Raw genomic sequence first — 19552 nt, 5'->3', positions numbered from 1 at the left:
TCTAGCCGCGCAGGAAGGCGTCGTAGGCGCCCAGCGTCTTCGCCATCGCCGCGTCCTCCTGATCGGGATACCAGACCGTCGCCGGGGTTCCGGTAACGATGGTGCCGGCGGGGGCCAGCTCCCTGGCCTCCGCCAGCCCCTCGACCAGCATGTCGGTGGGGCCGGCGCAGATCAGCGCCGGGCGGGTCAGGCGGGGCAGGGCGGCGCGGGTGTCGTAGCGGAAGGCGGCGCGGTAGGAGCGGTCGTAATGCGCGCCGCTCTTCAACAGGCCGATCACCCAGTCGTGCAGCACCTCCGGGGCGGGAACGCCCAGCGCGCGGCCGGCGGCGCGCTCCTGCCGGTACCACGGCCAGAACAGGAACATGTCGCGCCGCATGTTCCAGGCCTGGAGCAGGTGCAGCCCCCAGCGGTCGGGCCGCAGCGGCGGGAAGTAGTTCTCCAGGATGTCGGCGTTGAAGCCCGGCGGAATCAGCACCGGGGCCTCCAGCACGACGCGGCCGACCCGCTCGGGATGGCGGACCGTCAGTTCCAGCGCCACCAGAGCCCCGGTGTGGGTCCCCCACAGGTCGAAGCGGGCGAGCCCCAGCGCGTCGGCCACCGCCAGCGCGTCCCCGGCCAGAGTCTCGATGTCCACCGTCCGCTCCGGCTTCTCCGAATCGCCGTTGCCGAGATAGTCGGGGGCGATGACCTCCCGTCCGCCGGCAAGCCCTCGGATCAGCGGCAGCAGCGGCGCTGACGACCCCGGCGCCGACTGGAAGGCGAGCAGCGGCGTGCCTCCCGACGCATCCCCCGGCCCGGCCCGCCGCAGATGGACCCGCCCCTTGGGCGTGTCGGCGTAATCGTGCCAGACCGCCGCCGGCTCCGCGAAGGGCCGTGTGGTGGAGGGCCGGGTGGTGAAAGGCCGGGTCGGCGGCAGCGGCCGGCCGGCCGGCAGACCGGCCCTGACGGCGGCGAGCAGGGCCGGGGCCTCCTCCAGCCCCGTCCGTCGTGGAACGGGGCCGCCCGTGCGTGCGCGGCGCGGCATCGCCCCGGCGCAGGACGCCCACAGCGCCGCGTAGCGTTCCGGCTTGACGGCGGCGGCGACCGCCGTGGCGTCGAGCCCGGCCGCGTCCGGCAGCGGGTCGCCGGTCAGGGAGGGGCGGCGCGGGTCGCGCGGGGCGAGGATGTGGGCGTCGCGCAGATGGGCGCACAGCACGGCGAGGTGGGTGCCGTCGGCGCGCGGCGCCAGCGGTGGCGGTTGCAGGCCGCGTTCGGCCCAGGCCTCGGCGGCGTCGGCGTTGACGAGCAGGACGGCGGCCGGCGGGATGGCGAGGGCGTCGGCCAGCGCGACCGCCAGCGGTGCGGTGAGATCGAAGGCCAGCAGGGCGCAGGGGCCGATCCCGGCGGTCGCCGCCGCCTCGGCGACGACCGCCGCCAACCCGTCCACGCCGTCGGCCCAGGCGTTGGCGGAGCCGCCGATGCCGGGCAACTCGACCACCGTGACCGTCCAGCCGGGCAGGCGCCGGGCCAGATCGCCGGCGCGGACCGACGCCGCCGTGATCAGGCCGGGCAGGACCAGCAGGTCGGGGCCGGTGCCCTCCCGCCACAGGCGCAGCTGTCCGGACGCGGTGGTCACGTAATGGGCCTTCGGCATGTCCTCCCTCCCTCTCGATGGATTGATTGTCTGGCGGATCGCGTGTCGGCAGGCCGTTGTAGGGCGGCACTCCGGCTGTTGTTCGATGCCAGGATTGTGCCATTATTTGACACTCAGTTCATAGAATGACATAATTTTCGAAGGAGGAACAAGCCCGACGCGCCGGACGGCTCCGTGTCGCTCCGCGCGCGGGAGCTGGAAATCCATGAAAAATCAAAGAGGAGAGACGCAGGATGGCGTGGCCGGACGGTGAGGGCTTTCCCAAGCGGCGCGAGTTGCTTTTCGGCACCCGCCTTGTACCGTGCTACAGAGAGCGGCCCGCCACGCTCGACGCGATGGTCCGTGCGGCGGTGGAGCGCGCGCCTGGCAGCGAGGCGGTGGTCGATGGCGAACGGCGCTTCACCTATCGGGAACTGGACGCGCTGGTTGCGCGGATCGCCGGGGCGCTGGTCGCGCGCGGCGGCGTGGCGGGCGACCGCGTGGCGCTGGTCCTGACCAACCGGGCGGAGTTCCTGATCGCGTTGCTGGCGGCGGCGCGCATCGGCCTCGTCTCGGTTCCCGTCAGCGCCCGCGAGCAGCGGCCCGGCATCACCGGCATCCTGGCCGACTGCGACGCGAAGTTCCTGATCCACGACGCCGCCCTGGCCGACCGCATGCCGGAGGAGGGCGCGGTGCCGTCGCTCGTGCTGCGCCTGTCCGTCGGCGGGGCGGTCGCGGGCGCCGAACCCTTTGAGGATCTGCTGTCCGAAGCGGAGCGCCCCCTGCCGGAGGTTCCGCGGAGCGAGGAGGACACCGCCGTCATCCTCTACACCTCCGGCACCACGGGCAAGCCGAAGGGCGCGCTGCTGGCGCACGTCAACATCATCCACTCGGCGATGCATTTCGAGGAGTGCTGGCGGTACCGCGACGGCGAGCGCGCGGTCCTCGCGGTGCCGGCGTCGCACGTCACCGGGCTGGTCGCCGTTCTTCTGGCGATGGTCCGCGTCGCCGGCTGCGTCATCCTGATGCCGGCCTTCGACGCGAACGCGTTCCTGGCGCTGGCCAGCCGGGAACGGATGACCACCACGGTGCTGGTGCCGGCGATGTACAATCTGGTCCTGCTGCGCGGCGACGTCTCGCGGCACGATCTGTCACGCTGGCGGGTCGGCGGCTTCGGCGGCGCCCCGATGCCGGAGGCGACGGTCGAGGCGATGGCCGAACGGCTGCCCGACCTGCATCTGTTGAACGCCTACGGCTCGACCGAATGCGCGACGATCATCAGCGTCGTGCCGGTCGGCCGCACGCGGGACGGGCTCGACACCGTGGGGATGTGCGTTCCCTGCGGCGACCTGCGCATCGTCGGCGAGGACGGCCGGGAGTGCCCGGCGGGGGAGACGGGGGAGGTGTGGATCCGCGGGCCGATGACGATCCCCGGCTATTGGAACCGCGAGGACGCGACGCGCGCCGGCTTCGTCGACGGCTACTGGCGGTCCGGCGATCTGGGGGCGCTCGACGCGCGGGGCTGGCTGCGGCTGTTCGACCGCAAGGGCGACGTCATCAACCGGGGCGGCTACAAGATTTACAGCGTCGAGCTCGAGAACGCGCTGGCCCGGCATCCGGACGTCGTCGAGGTGGCGGCCGTCGCCCATCCCGATCCGGTGCTGGGCGAGAAGATCCACGTCTTCGTCACCACCGCCTCGGCGGCGCTGACCGCCGAGAATGTGCGGGTGTTCTGCCGCGCCGCGCTGGCCGAGTACAAGGTGCCCGACCATGTGACGCTGCTTCGGGAGGCTCTGCCGCGCAACGCCAACGGCAAGGTGACGAAACGGGTGCTGCGCGACCGGGTAATGGGCCGGGTGGCGGGAGCGTAGGTCAGGCCGCCTCGGCCTGCAACGCGTCGGCCGTCTCGCTGGTCCAGCGGTAGCCGAAGCCCGGATAGTTGCCGATGCTGTCGAACTCGGCGTCGATGGCGCGGAACTTCTGGCGGATGCGCTTGATGAAGGCGCGGACGTTGGCGCGGAAGCCCTGGCCGCCATGGCCGGCCATGAAGCCCGGACCATGGACCAGGTCGTAGATCTCGCGGTAGGAGACGTCGGCGTCCGGCCGGGTCGCCATCAGCTTGACCATGTTGAACTCGGTCAGCGTCAGGTCCAGGCGCTGGCCCTTCCACAGGGCGCGGCTCTGGTCGAGCCGCAGTTCCAGGTCGCCGATCACCTGCATCGCCGGCCCGGTTTCGGCCGGCGCGTCGCCGTAGGCGACGAGGCCCCGGGTGCTGTCCATCGCCAGCGCCATGCGGCGCAGCAGGATGGGCAGGCGGCGGGTCTTCTCGACGAAATCGACGGCGCCGTTGGCCAGCGCCATCTCCTCGGCGGCGTCGTGGACCTTGTCGGCGAGGCAGATCACCGGCGCGCTCAGGCCGCGGTCGCGGGCGTCGCGCAGGATCGCGGCGGTGTCGGTGCCGGGGATGTTCCAGTCGAGCAGCACGATGTCGGTCTGGCCGCCGTTGGCGAGATAGTCCAGCGCCGGGCCGCTGCGGTCGAACAGGCGGACGTCGTATCCCTGGTCGGCCAGCGTGGTGCCCAGCGCCTCGCGGAAGCGGTCGTCGGCGTCGACCAGGGCGACGCGGGCGATGGCCTCGGCCATGCGGGCGGTGCTGGTGTTGGCGCTGGGGGCGGCGGCGAAGGAAGAAAGGTCGGTGATGGTGGCGGTCGTCATCGGCTTGCTTCTCGCGGAGGTTGGGGTGGGCGGGGCCGGTGTGGCGTCAGTGCCCGCGTCGGTTGCCCAACAATGCGGCCGTTAAGGTTAATGAGCTTTTAAAGTCACATCCGCTACCACTTCTTTGCAACCAAACAGTCACGGAACAGGCAGCGGACGGGGCGAGCGGCCGGATCAGCCGTCCGGCAGATTCAGCCGCTCGCCCCTGTGCAGACGGCGGATCGCGTCGATCAGGACGGCCAGGGAAACCGCGACGGACAGGACGCCGCTCAGGCCCGACCGCCGTCCCTCCTCCAGCAGGGGGGGCCGCATCCGCTCGGTCAGCACCGCCACCGGCGGGTGGGGCCGCTCGGCCAGCAGGGCCTCGATCACCCGGCCGATGCGCCCGACGCTCGGACCGGACCGGCCGATGGCGACCAGCACCACGTCGGCCCGGCCCAGCACCGCGCGCAGGTCGGCGAGCGCCTGCGCGCTCGTCGCGTGCCACGCCGACAGGCCGCTGTCGCTGCCGTTGATGGCCTTGACCAGGCTTTCGCCGAACAGAACCCGGTCGTCGATCACGCCGAGCAGGAGAGGGGCCGACGACGCGTTTCCGTCCCCCCGTCCCGGAGCGTGCCGTGGCGTCGACGGGCGGTCGGCGGCCGTCAGGCCGCACAGCATGACACTTTCCACCGACGTCCTGCACACGCGACCGCCCCCTTCTTCCGGATGCCGACCGTCTTCCGTATCGGGAAACCCACGCAGGCGCGCTGGACGCCAACCTGACCCGTCGAGGCTGCTGCGAAACCGATCCTCCCTTTCCCGGCCGTCATCCCCGCGAAGGCGGCGATCCGACCCTGCCCATTGGTTCCGCTTGGAAGGACCCGTCTCCCCGTCTTCGCGGGGATGGCGGAGGGAAAGGCGGATCCCGGTTCCGATGAGCATCGAGGCTGCGGAGCCGGTGCTTGCGCACGCGGGCGGGGACGATGAAGGATTCTTCGTCCGTCCAAGTCTTCCAATGCAATAATACCGCCTTGTTTCAAGTAAACTTCCGGACGCTTTCCCGTCAACAGCAACATTCCGCCGATCCGTCGTCAAAGCTGACTAAGCCAATCCCGATGGCGGCCATCCGTTTTGACCCCGCTCGATCGCCAGGCATTTTCGGGCAAAGCCGTTCCGGGTTCCGCACGGCACGCCCCCGGTGCCGGGCGGGCGCGGTCGCCGGCCGTCTCTACGTCGGAATTGGTACGGGCAGCCCCCTTCTCCCTGGCGAGCTTCACCGAACTGTGCATTTACCGCCTAACCTTCCCTCAGTACAGTGACGACGCCAGGGAGTGATCACTCATGATCATCGCCGATCATGATAGGGAAGACGGCGACTGGAGAAATCCATTCAAAGACGAATGGGAGAATCATCGGATGGATTTTCTCCGATCGGACTTTGGATGGGACGGGAATGTTCCCATCGAAAGGGGATGGCGGGGGCGCCACGGAAGATTCGAGGTATCACGCCGCAAGGAAAACCATACCGCCGGGGGGCCGGCCACATCGAAGGGAGAAGGGCGACGATGAGCAGCATCAGCATCCATGACGACCCGGCGGCCAGGGCGGGGGGCATCGGCGGGCCGGCGGCACGGACGAGAACGGACCGCATCCTGGTCGTCCTGGTCGACGAGAACAGCCTGACGCGGGACTGCTTCGCGCTCAGCCTCGGCACGCTGGGCGAGGGGATGACGGTGATTCCGGTGGCGTCGCTGCGGGAGGCCGGCGACCTCATGGCCGGCGGGGAGCGCATCGACGTCGTCCTCTGCCACATCGGCGCCGACCGCGCGCTGGGCGAGGCGCGCACGGCGGCGCTCCGGGAAGACGGCGCCCCGGTCCGCGACACCCCCCTGATCATCATTTCGGACCGCGACGACATCGACCTGATCCTGGAATGCCTCGGCCTCGGGGTGCGCGGCTACATCGTGTCGAGCCTCGGTCTGGGCGTCGCGCTGGAGGCCATCCGGCTGGTGGTGGCGGGCGGCACCTTCGTGCCGGCCTCGTCGCTGCACAAGCTCACCCGTTTCGGCGGCCCGCGCGGCGAGCCGGCGGCGTCCGCCCAGGCCAGCATGGAGGGGCTGACGCCGCGCGAGCTGGCGGTGCTGAAATGCCTGCATGAGGGCAAGTCGAACAAGCTCATCGCCTACCAGCTCGGCATGTGCGAGAACACGGCCAAGGCCCATGTCCGCAACATCCTGAAGAAGATGGGCGCCACCAACCGGACGGAGGCCGCCTATCTGGCCCACCGCTGCCTCCTCGACAACGCGCCCCCGGCGGCGGCCCAGGCCTGATCCTCCTGCCGGCGCTGCGGTCCGGGCGGGCGACCGCCCGCCTCCGCTCTTGCGACTAGTCAGGAATGCGCAGGGTTTTTAAAATACTCGCGTGGTGACCACGACCTTTTTTCTACGGTCCACCCATCCGCTTCTTTGGCCGGAGGCGGGGATGTGTCCGATAGTCTCGGGCATCTCCGCCACAGCCGAGGGCCATCCGATGACAAGCGCCAGAATCGACGTGGTCTCGGACATCCGGGGCCTCGCGGCTCTCCGGGACGACTGGAACGACCTCGCGGCGGGCGGGAATCCGCTGCTCCGCCACGAATGCGCGATGGCCTTCACCGAGGCCTATGGCCGCCTCTACGAACCCCGCGCCGTGGTCCTGCGCGACGGGACCGGCGTCCGCGCCATCGCTCCGCTGGCGGCGCCCCGCCTCACCGGCAGCTCAACCCTGCATCTGATGGGACAGCCGCTTCACGAGCCCGCCTCCCTGCTGTACCGGGACGGGGCGGCGCTGGAGGATCTGCTGGCGGCGCTGGTCGGCTGGCGCCGGCCTTTCCTGCTGCACCGGCTGCCAGCCGACCGGCCGGAAACCGACCTGCTCCAGGCGGGGCCGTCGCGCCTGACCCGCTGCTTCACCCGGACCGGGCTGGACAGCGCCTGGGTGCCGCTCGGCGTGCCCTGGGCGGGTTTCGAGGCGGCGATGGCGTCGCGCCACCGCAGCGCCGTCCGCCGGAAATGGAAAGCCGCCGAGAGCCGCGGCGCTGTCGAATTCGAGGCGCTGGCACCCGACGAGGCGCGGGCCGAGGCCGTCCTGCGCGCCTTCTTCCGCATCGAGCATTCCGGCTGGAAGCGCCGCGACGGAACCTCGATCCTGTCGAACCCGCCGATGGAGCGCTTCTTCCTGCTCTACGGGCGGGCGGCGGCCCGGCTCGGCATGCTTCGGATCTTCTTCCTGAAGATCGGCGGGGAAACCGTCGCCGGCCGCGTCGCCGTCGAGCACGGCCGCACCCTGTGGGAACTGAAGATCGGCTATGACGAGCGCTGGAGCGAGTGTTCGCCGGGCATCCTGCTGACCCACGCGACGCTGCGCTACGGCTGCGAGAACGGCCTCGCCGCCCATGAGTTCCTCGGCGTGCTGGAGCGCTGGGAAAACCTGTGGTCGCCGCGATTGCATCGGTACAACGCGCTGCGCGTCTACCCGGCCACCCTGCGTGGCGGCGTCTCCTTCGCCTGCGACCTGACCGAGGTCGCGGTGCGGCGGTCGCGGACCAGGGCCGCCGCCGCCTGCCGAACCGCGCTCGACCGCCTGTCGGCGGCCTGGCCGGGGGCCCGTCCCGGCGCCCGCTTCGCTCCGATGGAGCCGCGCGAGGAGCGCTGAAGGCGGTGGGGGAAGGCGGCGGGAAAAGGCGGGGCGGAATCGAGAAGAAGGCCGGCAGCGGGTGCTGCCGGCCTCAAGTTTCTTCCAATGACCCGTGATCAGGCCGCGTGGGCGAGGTGCGCGGCGTCCAGGTGGCCGAGCGCGTAGGCGCTCAGCTCCGCCGCCGACGCCGTCAGGCCCGTCGCCGTGTCGTGGTGGCTGTCGAGCGCCGCCTCGGCCGCCGGCGCCTGCTGGGCGGCGAGGTGGGTCCACATCGCGTCCGACACCGAGGCCGCGGAGGCCATCGCCGCCTTGGCCGCCGGGAAGAAGGACTTGTCGGCGTTGACCACCAGCGTCCCCTCCCACCACATGTCGGCCTGGCCCTTGACGACCTCCTTGCCGTCCAGCGCGTACTTGTCGTAGCTGACGATGCTGTCGGTCGGCGACACCGCCTTGCCGTTGATCGTGATCTTGCTCACCGTCAGGTTGCGGTCCTGGCCGGCGGCCCAGCCGTCGTTGTCGTACTGCACCTGCACCTTGTGCGCCTGGTCGGCGGTCAGGTTGGTGGTGAAGCTGTAGTCCTTGGCCGTCGTGCCGGTGGTGGCCTCGCCGACCTGCTTGCCGTCGACCAGCAGCTTGAAGTGGGCGTTCACGCCGCCCGCCGGGGTGCCGGTGGCGTTGACCGTGATGGTCGAGTTGCCGTTCGTCGGCGTGGTGGTCGCGCCGGCCGGGAAGTCGGCCTTGCCGGCGTTGACCACCAGCGTGCCGTTCCACCACAGGTCGGCCTGGCCCTTCACCACGTCCCTGCCGTCCAGCGCGCCCTTGTCGTAGGTCACGGCGCTGTCCGTCGCCTTGTAGACGTGGCCGTTGACGCTGACGGTGTTGACCTTCAGGTTGCGGTCCTGGCCGCCGGCCCAGCCGTCGTTGTCGTACTGCACCTGGATCTTGTGGGCCTGGTCGGGGGTGACGTCGGCGGTGAAGCTGTAGTCCTTGGCCGTCGCGCCGGCCGTGCCCTCGCCGACCTGCTTGCCGTCGACCAGCAGCTTGAAGTGGGCGTTCACGCCGCCCGCCGGGGTGCCGGACGCGTTGACCACGATGGTCGCCTTGCCGGCCGTCGGGCTGGTCGGCTCGGTCGGGGCGGTGGGCGTCGTCGGCGTGGTGGGGGTGGTCGGGGCCGTCGGGTTGGTGGGCGTGGTCGGGGTGGCGCCCGGCCCGTCATAGCCCTCCTGCGGCGTCACCGCCTTGGCGCCGGCGTCGTAGGAATAGGCGCGGACGTAGTCCACCTGCTTGGTCGCGCTCATGGTCGAGGCGGCCGGCTGGATGTCCTTGAACACCGCGAGGTTGGTGATGATGTTGGTCGGGGCCGAGGGCGAGCCCGACGCGCTGGCGACCTTCACGCCGTCGATGTACCAGGTCGTGCCGGTGGGACGGATGTCCACGCCGTAGGTGTGGAAGTCCGTGGTCGGATCGAAGGGCAGGTCGTGGATGCTGCCGCCGCCCGAGCCGGCGTGCGAGGTCAGGTAGATCTTCGACTTGTTGTCCGAGTAGTACTCGTAGGCATCGGTTTCCTGCCAGGAGTTCACGCCGGGCGCCTGCCAGGTCCAGAAGGCGGGCCAGAAGCCCTTCTCCGCCGGCATCTTGGCGCGTTCCTCGATGTAGCCGTACTGGAAGGTGAAGGACGGCGAGGTGGTCAGCAGCCCCGAGGTCCAGTCGTAATGGGTGCCCGAGGCCGAGGTGTAGGACTCGCGCTTGGCGGTCAGCGACAGAATGCCATCCGAGACGGTGGCGTTCTTCATCTGGTTCCACTCGAGCTGCCGGTTGCCGAGGTTGCCGTGGCCGCCATCCGCTTCGGCGCTGGAGCTGTCGGTCCATTTGGTCGTGTCGACCTTGGTGCCGTTGAACTCGTCGTCGAAGACGAGTTTCCAGGTGCTGCCAGCCGGGGCCTGAGGGGGGAGGTTCGCCATATCACCGAGTCCTTTGCGAAGTCTGTCGTCAAGCGCTGTTTGCTTGAGACAATATCGCCGCGAACTTATCTAAAATGTTGTGATGCATCCGGGAGACAGTTGGGACGCCTCGCGAAGCCTCCAATCCTGGATTTTCCCCGAATTGTCACGGAACGGTTCAGCGGCCGTAAACCAGTGTGGCCCCTACGGGCCGGGACGCCGGGATGCCGTCCAGCGCGGCAGCAGGAAGACGACGAACCACAGAAGCGTCGCCTGAAGGCGGTTGGTGCCCGCGGTGGGGATGAAGGCGTAGGGGATGGCGATGCTCCACAGGGCGATGATGGTGATCGCCCGGTCGCGCGCCGTCGCCAGGGCGTCGCGCATCAGGGTGCCGTAGAGCGCGACGAAGATCGCGGCGGCCGGAAGCCCGAAGGGGATGGCGATGTCCATCAGGATGTTGTGCGCGCTGTCCACCTTGGCCTCGTACTGGAACAGGTAGGTGAACCAGGGGGCGTAGAAGTCGTGGAAGGCGGTGCTGCCGACGCCGAACAGCGGCGCGTCGCGCAGGATGGCGAGGCCCGTCTCCAACAGGAAGGTGCGCTCCAGGTTGCTCGGCGTCTCCAGGTCGGAGCCGTAGATGGCGTCCGACGGCATGTAGACGGTTCCGACGATCGGCATCAGCGGCAGGGCCAGCAGCACGGCGACCAGCAGCGCCGTGCAGAGGCGCCGGCCGACGACGCGCCCGCCGATCCGGTCGGCCAGGACCCAGCCGAAGCCGAGCAGGATCATCAGCAGCGTCGTGCGCGACAGCGTCACGGCGCAGGAGATCAGCGAGGTGGTGCAGGCGAAGCGCCAGAGCCGCAGCTGCCCGCGCGACATCACCGGGCGCAGCGCCCAGGCGACCAGCAGGCAGGCCGTCGGCGCCGGGGTGATCCATTTGAAGGAATCGGCCGACTCGTTCAGCGAATAGCCGGTGTCGACCCCACCCAGCTCGGCGAGGCTGATGGTGAAGAAGAACAGCCATTTCGACGCGTACATGCCGACGCACATCTTCATGAAGGGAAGCTGGTCCTCGGCGGTCGCGAACAGGATGATCGGCAGCAGCAGCACCGGAAAGCGGAAGGCGGTCTTGGCGATCCCGTCCGCCCCGGTTCCGGCCATGACGTCGGCGAGCACCGTCCACAGCGCGAGCGCGCCGATCAGCGCCAGCCCGACAGCGTGGAACCGGCGCTGGCGCGGGTCGGCCGGAAGGCCGGCGCGCGCCAGCAGGGCGGCCAGCATGACGAACTCGCCGAACTTGACCGGCGCCACCGTCTCCACGGCCATGGAGACCAGATCGGCCGCCAGCCCGAACAGGAACCAGGAATCGGTCAGGGTCAGGGTGCGCCCCGGCGCCACCGCCCCCCCCGGCCGGAAGGCGGGCACGGCGGCGGCCGGCCCGGCCGGGGGCGGCCCGCCGGTCTTCAGCAGGGCGCTCATCCCACGCCCCGCGTGGCCGGGGTCAGCGCCGTCGCCGCCGGGCGGCGGAGCCTCCAGGCGATCGCCGCCAGCGTCGGCAGCAGCACCACGACGGGGTAGGCGGCGACGCCGCCCCAGACGATGCCGGCCGGGCCGAGATGCTCCGCGAGGACGATCTTGGCGGCGACCATCACGACGGTGGCGACGGTCATGATGCGGGCCAGCGCCGGGACGAAGGGGGTGTTGCAGGCGCAGGCGCTGGTCGCCGCGCCCAGCGCGTAGAGCGGCAGCCAGACGGCGCAGGCCAGCATCAGGCCGGCGGGAACGGCGATGCCCGCCCCGACCCAGAAACGCAGGATGTCGTTGCCGAAGCCGGCGAGGGCGGCCGCCAGCGGCAGCGCGATCAGCAGCGCCATCGCCAGCGAGCGGCCGAGGATCCGCCACACCTCAGCCACCCGTCCGCCGGCCAGCGGGGCGGCGTAGAGCGGCCAGTAGGGGACCAGCATCATGCCGATCACCGCCTGGAGCGAGGTGACCAGCTTGACGGCGACGCCGCACTGCGCCGCCACCTCGCCGCCCAGCGCGTAGAGCGCGATGATCGCGTCGGTGCCGATGCAGACGAGGGTCGCCACCGAGATGACGAAGAACAGCGCCCCCGAGCGCAGGAAACGCAGCGCCAGCCGGAAATCCGCCGCCTTGGCTGCGGGGGCGATGGCGAGCCGCCCGCGCCGGAAGAACAGGATGGTGTTGACGACGTTGACCGCCACCGGCGGCACCGTAATGGCCAGCGTCAGCGTGATCATCCCGCCGCCGGCGACGCAGGCGACGGCGACGCACAGCACCATCAGCCCGGTGGCGACCGTGTCCCAGAAATAGTGGATGTGGCTTTCGTGGCAGGCCAGCCGCATCTTGCCGACCACCCCGACCGGCGCCAGCAGGCCGAGGCAGACGACGGCGATGGTCAACGCCAGCGCCCCCTCCCGCGCGGTGGCGGACTGCTGGACCGGCAGCCACTGGTCGATGGGCAGCGTCGCGTGGGCCAGCAGGCTGCCGGCGACGATCAGCGCGCCGAAGGCGAGCAGGATGGCGTAGGCGGTGGCGATGCAGCGCCGGGCGCCGGATTCGTCCCGCGTCTCGATGGCGAGCCCCAGCCGGTTGACCAGATCGCCGCCGATGCCGAGGTCGATGACGCCGCCGAAGGCCATCAGCCCGGTGACGGCGATCCACAGCCCGAACTCCTCGGCGTCGAGGTGGTTGGCGACCAGCGGGATCGTCAGCGCCGTGCAGGCCGCCTGGGCGATCCGTCCGGTTCCGGCGGTGAGCGCCGTCAGGAAGGGCGTCGGGCGCCGTGCGAAGGGTTTCATTCGGTCCCTCGACCTGTCTTTTGCGGGAAAGTGCGATGCCCTCGGGAGATCCGCGCGGAATCCCGAGGCTTGTCCGGGGATGCCCGTGCCTGGCACGGGCATGACGGGCCGGAAGGGCGGGGTGGCCGGTTTCGATCCGGTCATGGCCCCCTCACGACGCGCCGACGCCCGGATGGCTGGCGTAGCCGTAGCTCTGGACCTGCGGCTGGTAGAGCGCCTGCCGGCGCATGTCGACCTGGGTCAGCACCACGCCGATTCCCTGGAGGCCGCCGCTGCGCAGGCTCTTCAGCGCCGCCTGGGCGACGTTCGGCCGCGTGCTGTCCCAGCGCAGCGCCAGGATCATGTGGTCGGCGAGCGGGGCGATGATCCGCGCGTCGGACACGCTCAGCACCGGCGGGGCGTCGAGGACGATCAGGTCGTAGCAGCGCCGGGCCTCCAGGATCAGCCGCTCGAAGTCCAGGCTGCGCAGGATGTCCTCGGGATGGGCGTCGCCGTCGCCGGCCGGGATGAAGTCGAGGCCGGTGTCGGGATCGGTGTGGACCAGCCGCTCGAGTCCGGCGAAACCGGCCTCGAGCGAGCGCAGGCCGGCGATCGGCCGCGGCGGCCTCGCCGACAGCAGCCGGGCCAGGGTCGGGCGCCGCATGTCGCACTCCACCACCAGCGTGCGGATGCGCGACAGCGCGGCGCCGCGGGCGAAGGAGGCGGCGAAGACCGACTTGCCCTCCCCCGGGATCGAGGAGGTGACGAGCACCACCTTGGGGGCCAGCCCGTCGACGCTCTGCTGGACGCCGGTGCGGATCTGGGCCAGCGATTCGCTGTAGGCGCTGGAGCGGTCGCGCGCCACCAGATCGACCGGCCGGCTGTTGCGGCCGCTGTTCCGCCCGCCGCCGCCCCGCCGGGTGTCCAGCGTCATGCCGAGCACCGGCACGCCGAGCAGGGCCTCGGCGTCGGTTTCCGTCCGGATCCCCGCCCGCCGCCGTTCGAGCAGCAGCGCCAGCAGCGCGGCCAGCACGGCCGAGACGACGACCCCGCCGGCCACCAGCAGCGCGCGCGGCGGGAAGGCGTCCTCCGGCACCGGCGCCTCGGAGACGATCCGCGCGTCGGGCGTCTCGGTGCTCTGCTCGGCCAGCGTCTCGCCGGCGCGGTGCAGGAAGGATTCGTAGAGGCTGCGGTCGGCGGCCGCCCGGCGCTGGAGTTCGCGCAGGGCCACCATGTCCTCCTCGGCGATGCCGGCGCTGGATTGCAGGACCTTCAGGCGCTCGCGCGCGGCGGCCTCGCGGCGGGCGGCGGTGTCGACCTCGCCCTGGGCGTTGCGGATGATGCGCTCGACCTCGTCGGCGATCTTGCCGCGCAGGTCGCGCAGCGCCGCCGTCGCCGCGACCACCTCGGGGTGGTTGCCCATGTAGCGTTCGCGCAGGTTGGCGAGCCGCTGCGTCATGTCGGCCTCGCGCTCGCGCAGGCGCTCGATCAGCGGGGATTTCAGCACGGCCGAGCGCGAGGCGGCGCCGTTCGGGTCCTGGGCGGCGCGCCTCAGCTCGGCCAGCGCCGCCTCCTTGTCCGCCCGGTCGGCGGCGATCTGCGACAGCTCCCTGCCGACGCCGCCGAGCTGCTGGGCCGCCAGCGTCTCGCCGCCGACCTGGAACAGCCCGTGGTCGGCGACGTAGCGCTGGACCGCCATGTCGCTCGCCCGCGCCTGGCGTTCCAGCGCCTCCAGCCCGCCCTCGATGCGGCCGTTGGCGCCGCGGATCAGCGCGCGCTTGAGGTCGAGCTGGTCCTTGATGTAGGCGCCGGCATAGGCGTTGGCGACCGCCGCCGCGAGCGCCGGGTCGGTCGAGCGGTAGCGGATGTGGAAGACGTAGGAGCGGCCGTCGACCAGGATCTGGATCCGCTCCTGAAGGGTCTTCGCCACCCGGTCGAGGAAGACGTCGGCGTCGGGGAAGCCCTCGGGCGCCGCCGCCGTCGCCGGGGCGGGAACGGCGGGCAGCAGGCCGGCCGGCAGCCAGGGCGACAGCGCCGCGCGCAGGCGCGCCGTTTCGTTGCGGAGGCGCAGGCCGATGCCGTCGCCCATCCCGTCGCCGAGCGCGTCGCGCCGCCGCGCCGGATCGAGCCGTTCGGCGACCTTGCGGGCCAGCGCATGGGATTGCAGGACGTCGGTTTCCGACTTCACGACGGCGAGGTCGGGGGGCAGGCTCGACACCACGTTGGCGAACTGGAACACCTGCCCCTTGCGGGGTTCGATCATCACCAGCGCGGTTGCCGTGTAGCGCGACGGCACCAGATCGGCGACGAGCGCGAAGAGTCCGCTCAGCGCGGCCGTCACGGCGACGATCAGCGGAAGATAGCGGCGGAACGCCAGGGCCACCCATCTCAGCCCGGCGTCTCCCGGCCCGGCGTTCCACGACGCGCCCGTCCGCGCGGGGTTCGGTTCGATCACCAGCTCATGGTCGAAGCTGTTCCTCCTTGCGGAAAGCGAGCGACGTCTCTCGTCCTGACTGATTGCCATGTGAACACCCCTTGTTTCCCCAACGGATCTTCCAGCGGATGGCCGGTGCGTCCGGCGTCGCCGCTGAAGGCATCCCGGTGGATCGTCGTTCCGACGCCGCACTCGGGAACGCCGGCAGGGCCGGCGTCGCGCGCCCCCGTCCGCCGTCCGGGCGGTTCGGTTCCCGGCATGGCGCACCAAATGATGGGCGTCGGGAAAATAAAATCAGGGCAAATCGGCGAATGCCGACAGAGGGACTGTATCAGCAGGGCGCGCCTGTTTAAAGATTTTGGTCTTTTTTCATTTCGGCTACCGCAAAGAGTACGGGCGATCAACGATGCCTACGCCAAGTTTTTCATGGAAATCCCCAACTCATCATTTTGGCTGGATGGGAATGGGGGCGGTATCGTCCCTTCTGACGAGAGGTGGGAAGCGTCGTCCGATCCGTGGGGGCGGGCATCGTCCTTTGTCGGGCCTGTCGCGGAAACGGCGTCCCTGGCCGGCCCGGCCCCGTCGTCCCGGAACGCGCAACCCGCCCCCGATGCGCTCCGCTTCCTCTTTGGCCTTCGGTTGGGTGCCGCCGGACCTCCGGAATGAGTATTCAAAAAAGACGAGGGTGGAGTTTTTTGAAATCAATTCGAATGAACTTCCATAATTCAATAAAATTCTTGTCGGCAATCCGGACGAACGTAGAGTGATTATTGATAAATATGCATGGTCTAAATTATAACACAAATATACGGCGTGACCTTTGGCCGATCGGGATGGGAATCGTTTTTCAAAAAAGACGAAACCCAAGAATAAAGTTACCGGACAGGATTTATTCCCCCTTTTCGGCCCCGTTTTCGGTCCCATGAACGATGTCCATCCATTCAACATTCATGGCGATCATTCGGAAAGCCGAAGTGCCGCAATGATGGCCTTCGCTTCCTGCCGGAAAGCCCGACGTCCGTGGCCGCGCCGTGATGCAAAGGAGGAACAGCAATGACTTATGGTGTGCTGCGCTCCGACTGTCCTCTTCGCGAGGGCGGCGCGCAAACCCATCAGCGTACCGATCCCCAAGGCCGTCCCCGGATACTCCACGTCACCGAGTGCTTTTCGACCGGCGTGCTGACGGCGCTGGCGATGATCTGCAAGGAGCTGCAAGGGGATTTCTCCTTCTCGATCCTGTACGGACGGCGCTGGGAAACCCCGGCGGACTTCGAGGCGATGTTCCCTCCGGAAACCGTCTTCCAGCCCTGGGACGTCTCGCGCAGCCTCAACCCGCTCAAGGACGTGGCGGCGGTCCGCCAGCTCCGCCGCACGGTGCAGGCGCTCGAGCCCGACCTGATCCACGCCCATTCCAGCAAGGCCGGCGCGCTCGTGCGCCTGGCGTTCCCGCGCGGCCGTCCGTCGGTGATCTACACCCCGCACTGCTACGCCTTCCTGCGCGGCGGCCGGGCGCGGCCGTCGAACCGGCTGTTCTGGGCGGTGGAGTGGCTGCTGGGACGCACCGCGCACACCACCGTCGCCGTCGGGCGGACGGAATACGCCTACGCCCGGCAGGTCGCCCGGCGCGCGGCGATGATCCCGAACATGATCGAGCTGGCCCAGCTCGGCGATGGCGCGGGCCGGACCGCTCCGGCGCCGGACGCCGCGCCGTTGCCGGGCCGCCGCCGCACGGTGGTCAGCGTCGGCTCGATCCGCCCGCAGAAGAATTTTCCGCTGTTCTGCGAGGTCGCCACCCGGCTGGCCGGCGAGGCCGTCGATTTCCTCTGGGTCGGCGCCGGCGAGGTTCCCGCCGGCTGCGCCGTGCCGGACAACGTCGCCATCACCGGCTGGCTGCCGCACGACCGCGTCGCCGGCATCCTGCGGGACGCCGACATCTACATGCAGACCTCGGTGTGGGAGGGGCTGCCCATCTCGGTGCTGGAGGCGATGTCCTGCGGGCTTCCGCTGGTCGTCACCCCGGCGGACGGCAACCGGGAGCTGCTGACCAGCTTCGTCAACGGCTTCGTCTGCGACACGGCGGCCGAGTTCACCGAGGCGATCCGGCTGCTGTGCTGCCACGCGCCGATGATGGAGCGCATGGGGCTGGCGTCCCGGCGGCTGGCCGAGGAGTACGGGGCGGCGCGCGTCGCCATGCGCTGGGTCGATTTCTACACCCACGAGATCGCGGAGCGGGCCGGCCTGCCGCAGGCCGCCCTCCAGGCGCGGCTGCAATAGCGCCGGGCCGGCCGCCACGACCGGGTGCCTGACCACGGACAATGGGGGGAGACATGTCCATAACCCTGCACAACCATCCGCCCCGCCGCTCGGGCCGCCGCCCGGACCGGGCGCGGCGCCGCGAGGCCGCCGGCCCTCCGGCGCTGTACGACAACGCGCTCAAGCGGCTGGTCGACGTCGTCGGAGCGTCGGCGCTGCTGCTGCTGTTCGGCCCCTTGATGATCCTGCTGTGGCTGCTGGTGCGGCGCGACGGCGGGCCGGGCATCTACCGGCAGCCCCGGCTCGGCGCCGAGGGCGTCCCGTTCGACTGCCTGAAGTTCCGCAGCATGTGCGTGGATTCCGAGGCGGCGCTCCAGCGCCAGCTCGCCCGCGATCCCGCCGCCGCCGAGGAGTGGCGGCGGACCCACAAGCTGAGGAACGACCCGCGCGTCACGCGGATCGGCCGTTTCCTGCGGCGCAGCAGCCTGGACGAGCTGCCGCAGATCCTCAACGTGCTGCGCGGCGACATGAGCCTCGTCGGGCCGCGCCCGATCGTCGCCGCCGAGGTGGCGCGCTACGGGCGCTACTTCACCAGCTACAGGAGCTGCCGGCCGGGCATCACCGGCCTGTGGCAGGTGAGCGGCCGCAGCGACACGCGCTACCGCCGGCGGGTGGCGCTGGACCACGCCTACCGCCGGAAATGGCGGCTGCTCCTGGATGCGCGGATCATCCTGGCGACGCCGATGGTGATGATCCGGGGGTCGGGCGCCTACTGACGTCGAGCGCCTTGCACTCCGGACTTGAGAACCCAACCGCGGACCCGAACTTGGCAGGGGGGTGGCATGCTTGGTTTCAAAGCCTCGTCGACGGGACGAACGGCGGCCCTGGGGCTGGCGGCGGAGGGCGCGCCGGCCGCCGCGCCGGCCGCCGCCGCCGCTGGTGAGGCCACTGGTGAGGCCGCCTGGGCGGGCGCGGTCCGCATCCGGTGCTTCGACGCGTGCGAGCCGCTGCGTGAGCGCTGGGAATGGCTGGAGGCGCGGTCGGACGGCTACGCCTTTCAGAGCGTCTTCTGGATGGCGGCGCTGCTGGACACCATCGGCCGCGACCCGTCGGTCCGCCCGGTCATCACGCTGGTCACCGATGCGGATGGGAAGGGCGGGGAGGCCCCGGCCCTGATCCTGCCGCTCATGCTGCGCCGGACGCATGGCGTCGCCACCCTGCGCTTTCTCGATTTCGGGGTCACCGACTACAACGCTCCGCTGATCCGCGCCGACGTCGCCCGGAGGCTGTCGCGCGGCGGATTCCCGGATCTGTGGCGCCGCATCCTCGCCGCCATCGGCGCGGCGGCCGGACCGGTCGACGTCGTCCGGCTGGAGAAGATGCCCGAGCGGATCGGCGGCCTGCCCAATCCGCTGCTCCAGCTTCCCAGCAGCCCGCAGGACATGAGCTATCAGGCGCCGCTGAACGGAGGGTACGACGATTTCCTCAAGCGGCGTTCCCACGGGCTGATGGCGGATTCCCGCGCCAAGCAGCGGCGGCTCTCCCGGCAGGGGGCGGTCGAGTTCCGCATCGTCCGCGACCCGGCCGAGGCCCGGCCGCTGGTCGAGGCGATGATCGCGCAGAAGTCGCGCCGCTACCGGGACACCGGGGCCGAGGACATCTTCCGCAACCCGGCCTGCGCCGCCTTCTACCATGCGCTGGCCGCCGATTGCGGCGAGGGCGGGCGCGGCCATGTCTGCGCCCTGACGGTGGACGGCGAGCCCGTCGCCGTGCATGTCGGCATGGTGGCCGGCGACCGTTTCTATTGGCTGATGCCTGCCTTCGACGGCGACCGTTTCGCGCGCTTCTCGCCGGGGCGGCTGCTGCTGCTCAACCTGATCCGCTGGGCCTGCGACCGCAAGCTGGCGGTCTTCGACTTCACCATCGGCGGCGAGCGCTACAAGCTCGACTGGACCGAGGGGACGATGGCGCTCCACGCGCACGGCTCGGCGCTGACCGCGCGCGGACGGCTGCACGCCTGCGGCTTCACCCTCTGCGTCAACGCGAAGACCGCCCTGCGGACGCGCCATCCCGACGCTTTCCTGGCGTTGAAATCCTTGCAGGCGCGGCTGCTGCGCCGGCCGGTGGCGGAATGAGGCGG

At 70.5% G+C, this 19552-nt stretch carries 13 protein-coding genes; 6 read left to right on the top strand and 7 right to left on the bottom strand.

Annotated elements, in window-relative coordinates:
• Nucleotide 1: 1 nt before the first annotated feature.
• Nucleotides 2–1633: an alpha/beta fold hydrolase gene (locus JN22_RS13045; RefSeq protein WP_085554316.1), complete on the bottom strand. Its 1632-nt coding sequence runs from the start codon at nt 1631–1633 to the stop codon at nt 2–4.
• Nucleotides 1634–1866: 233 nt separating this feature from the next.
• Here JN22_RS13045 and JN22_RS13040 point away from each other — a divergent pair, with 233 nt between their 5' ends.
• Nucleotides 1867–3483 carry a class I adenylate-forming enzyme family protein gene (locus JN22_RS13040; RefSeq protein WP_085554315.1) on the top strand — a complete coding sequence of 539 codons (1617 nt, stop codon included), beginning with the start codon at nt 1867–1869 and terminating at the stop codon, nt 3481–3483.
• A 1-nt stretch (nt 3484) separates the two neighbouring features.
• Here JN22_RS13040 and JN22_RS13035 read toward each other — a convergent pair whose 3' ends face one another.
• Both JN22_RS13035 and JN22_RS13030 read right to left on the bottom strand, forming a co-directional pair.
• Nucleotides 3485–4327, bottom strand: a complete 843-nt coding sequence (locus JN22_RS13035) for a response regulator transcription factor (RefSeq protein WP_223677700.1) — start codon at nt 4325–4327, stop codon at nt 3485–3487.
• 174 nt (nt 4328–4501) lie between these two features.
• Nucleotides 4502–4987, bottom strand: a complete 486-nt coding sequence (locus JN22_RS13030; protein ID WP_085554314.1) for a response regulator — start codon at nt 4985–4987, stop codon at nt 4502–4504.
• An 887-nt stretch (nt 4988–5874) separates the two neighbouring features.
• Between JN22_RS13030 and JN22_RS13025 the strand changes: the two genes are divergently transcribed.
• Together JN22_RS13025 and JN22_RS13020 are read left to right on the top strand one after the other, a co-directional pair.
• On the top strand, nt 5875–6639 hold the full coding sequence (locus tag JN22_RS13025; RefSeq protein ID WP_085554313.1) for a response regulator transcription factor: 765 nt from the start codon (nt 5875–5877) through the stop codon (nt 6637–6639).
• Between the two features lie 199 nt (nt 6640–6838).
• Nucleotides 6839–8002: a GNAT family N-acetyltransferase gene (locus JN22_RS13020; protein WP_085554312.1), complete on the top strand. Its 1164-nt coding sequence runs from the start codon at nt 6839–6841 to the stop codon at nt 8000–8002.
• Between the two features lie 98 nt (nt 8003–8100).
• Here the strand turns inward: JN22_RS13020 and JN22_RS13015 are convergent, their stop codons facing one another.
• From JN22_RS13015 to JN22_RS13000, 4 genes are all read right to left on the bottom strand, one after another.
• The gene (locus JN22_RS13015; protein ID WP_085554311.1) at nt 8101–9945 is read right to left on the bottom strand and encodes a carbohydrate-binding domain-containing protein; all 1845 of its coding nucleotides are present in this window, start codon (nt 9943–9945) and stop codon (nt 8101–8103) included.
• Nucleotides 9946–10128: 183 nt separating this feature from the next.
• Complete coding sequence (locus JN22_RS13010; RefSeq protein ID WP_085554310.1) at nt 10129–11403, bottom strand: O-antigen ligase family protein; 1275 nt, start codon at nt 11401–11403, stop codon at nt 10129–10131.
• Nucleotides 11400–12746 carry a lipopolysaccharide biosynthesis protein gene (locus JN22_RS13005; protein ID WP_085554309.1) on the bottom strand — a complete coding sequence of 449 codons (1347 nt, stop codon included), beginning with the start codon at nt 12744–12746 and terminating at the stop codon, nt 11400–11402. The genes JN22_RS13010 and JN22_RS13005 overlap by 4 nt, the downstream gene beginning before the upstream one ends.
• A 151-nt stretch (nt 12747–12897) precedes the next feature.
• Nucleotides 12898–15249: a hypothetical protein gene (locus JN22_RS13000; RefSeq protein WP_085554308.1), complete on the bottom strand. Its 2352-nt coding sequence runs from the start codon at nt 15247–15249 to the stop codon at nt 12898–12900.
• Between the two features lie 1086 nt (nt 15250–16335).
• On the opposite strand from JN22_RS13000, the gene JN22_RS12995 reads away from it, so the two are divergent.
• The 3 genes from JN22_RS12995 to JN22_RS12985 all read left to right on the top strand — a co-directional run bounded on the left by JN22_RS12995 (nt 16336) and on the right by JN22_RS12985 (nt 19547).
• Nucleotides 16336–17433 (top strand): glycosyltransferase, encoded by a 1098-nt coding sequence (locus JN22_RS12995; protein WP_223677699.1) that lies wholly within the window; start codon nt 16336–16338, stop codon nt 17431–17433.
• Nucleotides 17434–17486: 53 nt separating this feature from the next.
• Nucleotides 17487–18188, top strand: coding sequence for a sugar transferase (locus JN22_RS12990; protein ID WP_085554306.1), 702 nt, complete (start codon nt 17487–17489; stop codon nt 18186–18188).
• Nucleotides 18189–18254: 66 nt separating this feature from the next.
• Entirely contained in the window at nt 18255–19547 is a 1293-nt protein-coding gene (locus JN22_RS12985) for a GNAT family N-acetyltransferase (protein WP_085554305.1), read from the top strand.
• The last annotated feature ends 5 nt before the right edge of the window (nt 19548–19552 follow it).

Origin of the sequence: Azospirillum agricola, assembly GCF_020005195.1 — a bacterium.
Classification (GTDB): domain Bacteria; phylum Pseudomonadota; class Alphaproteobacteria; order Azospirillales; family Azospirillaceae; genus Azospirillum; species Azospirillum agricola.
This window is presented reverse-complemented; position numbering and strand designations above follow the sequence as displayed.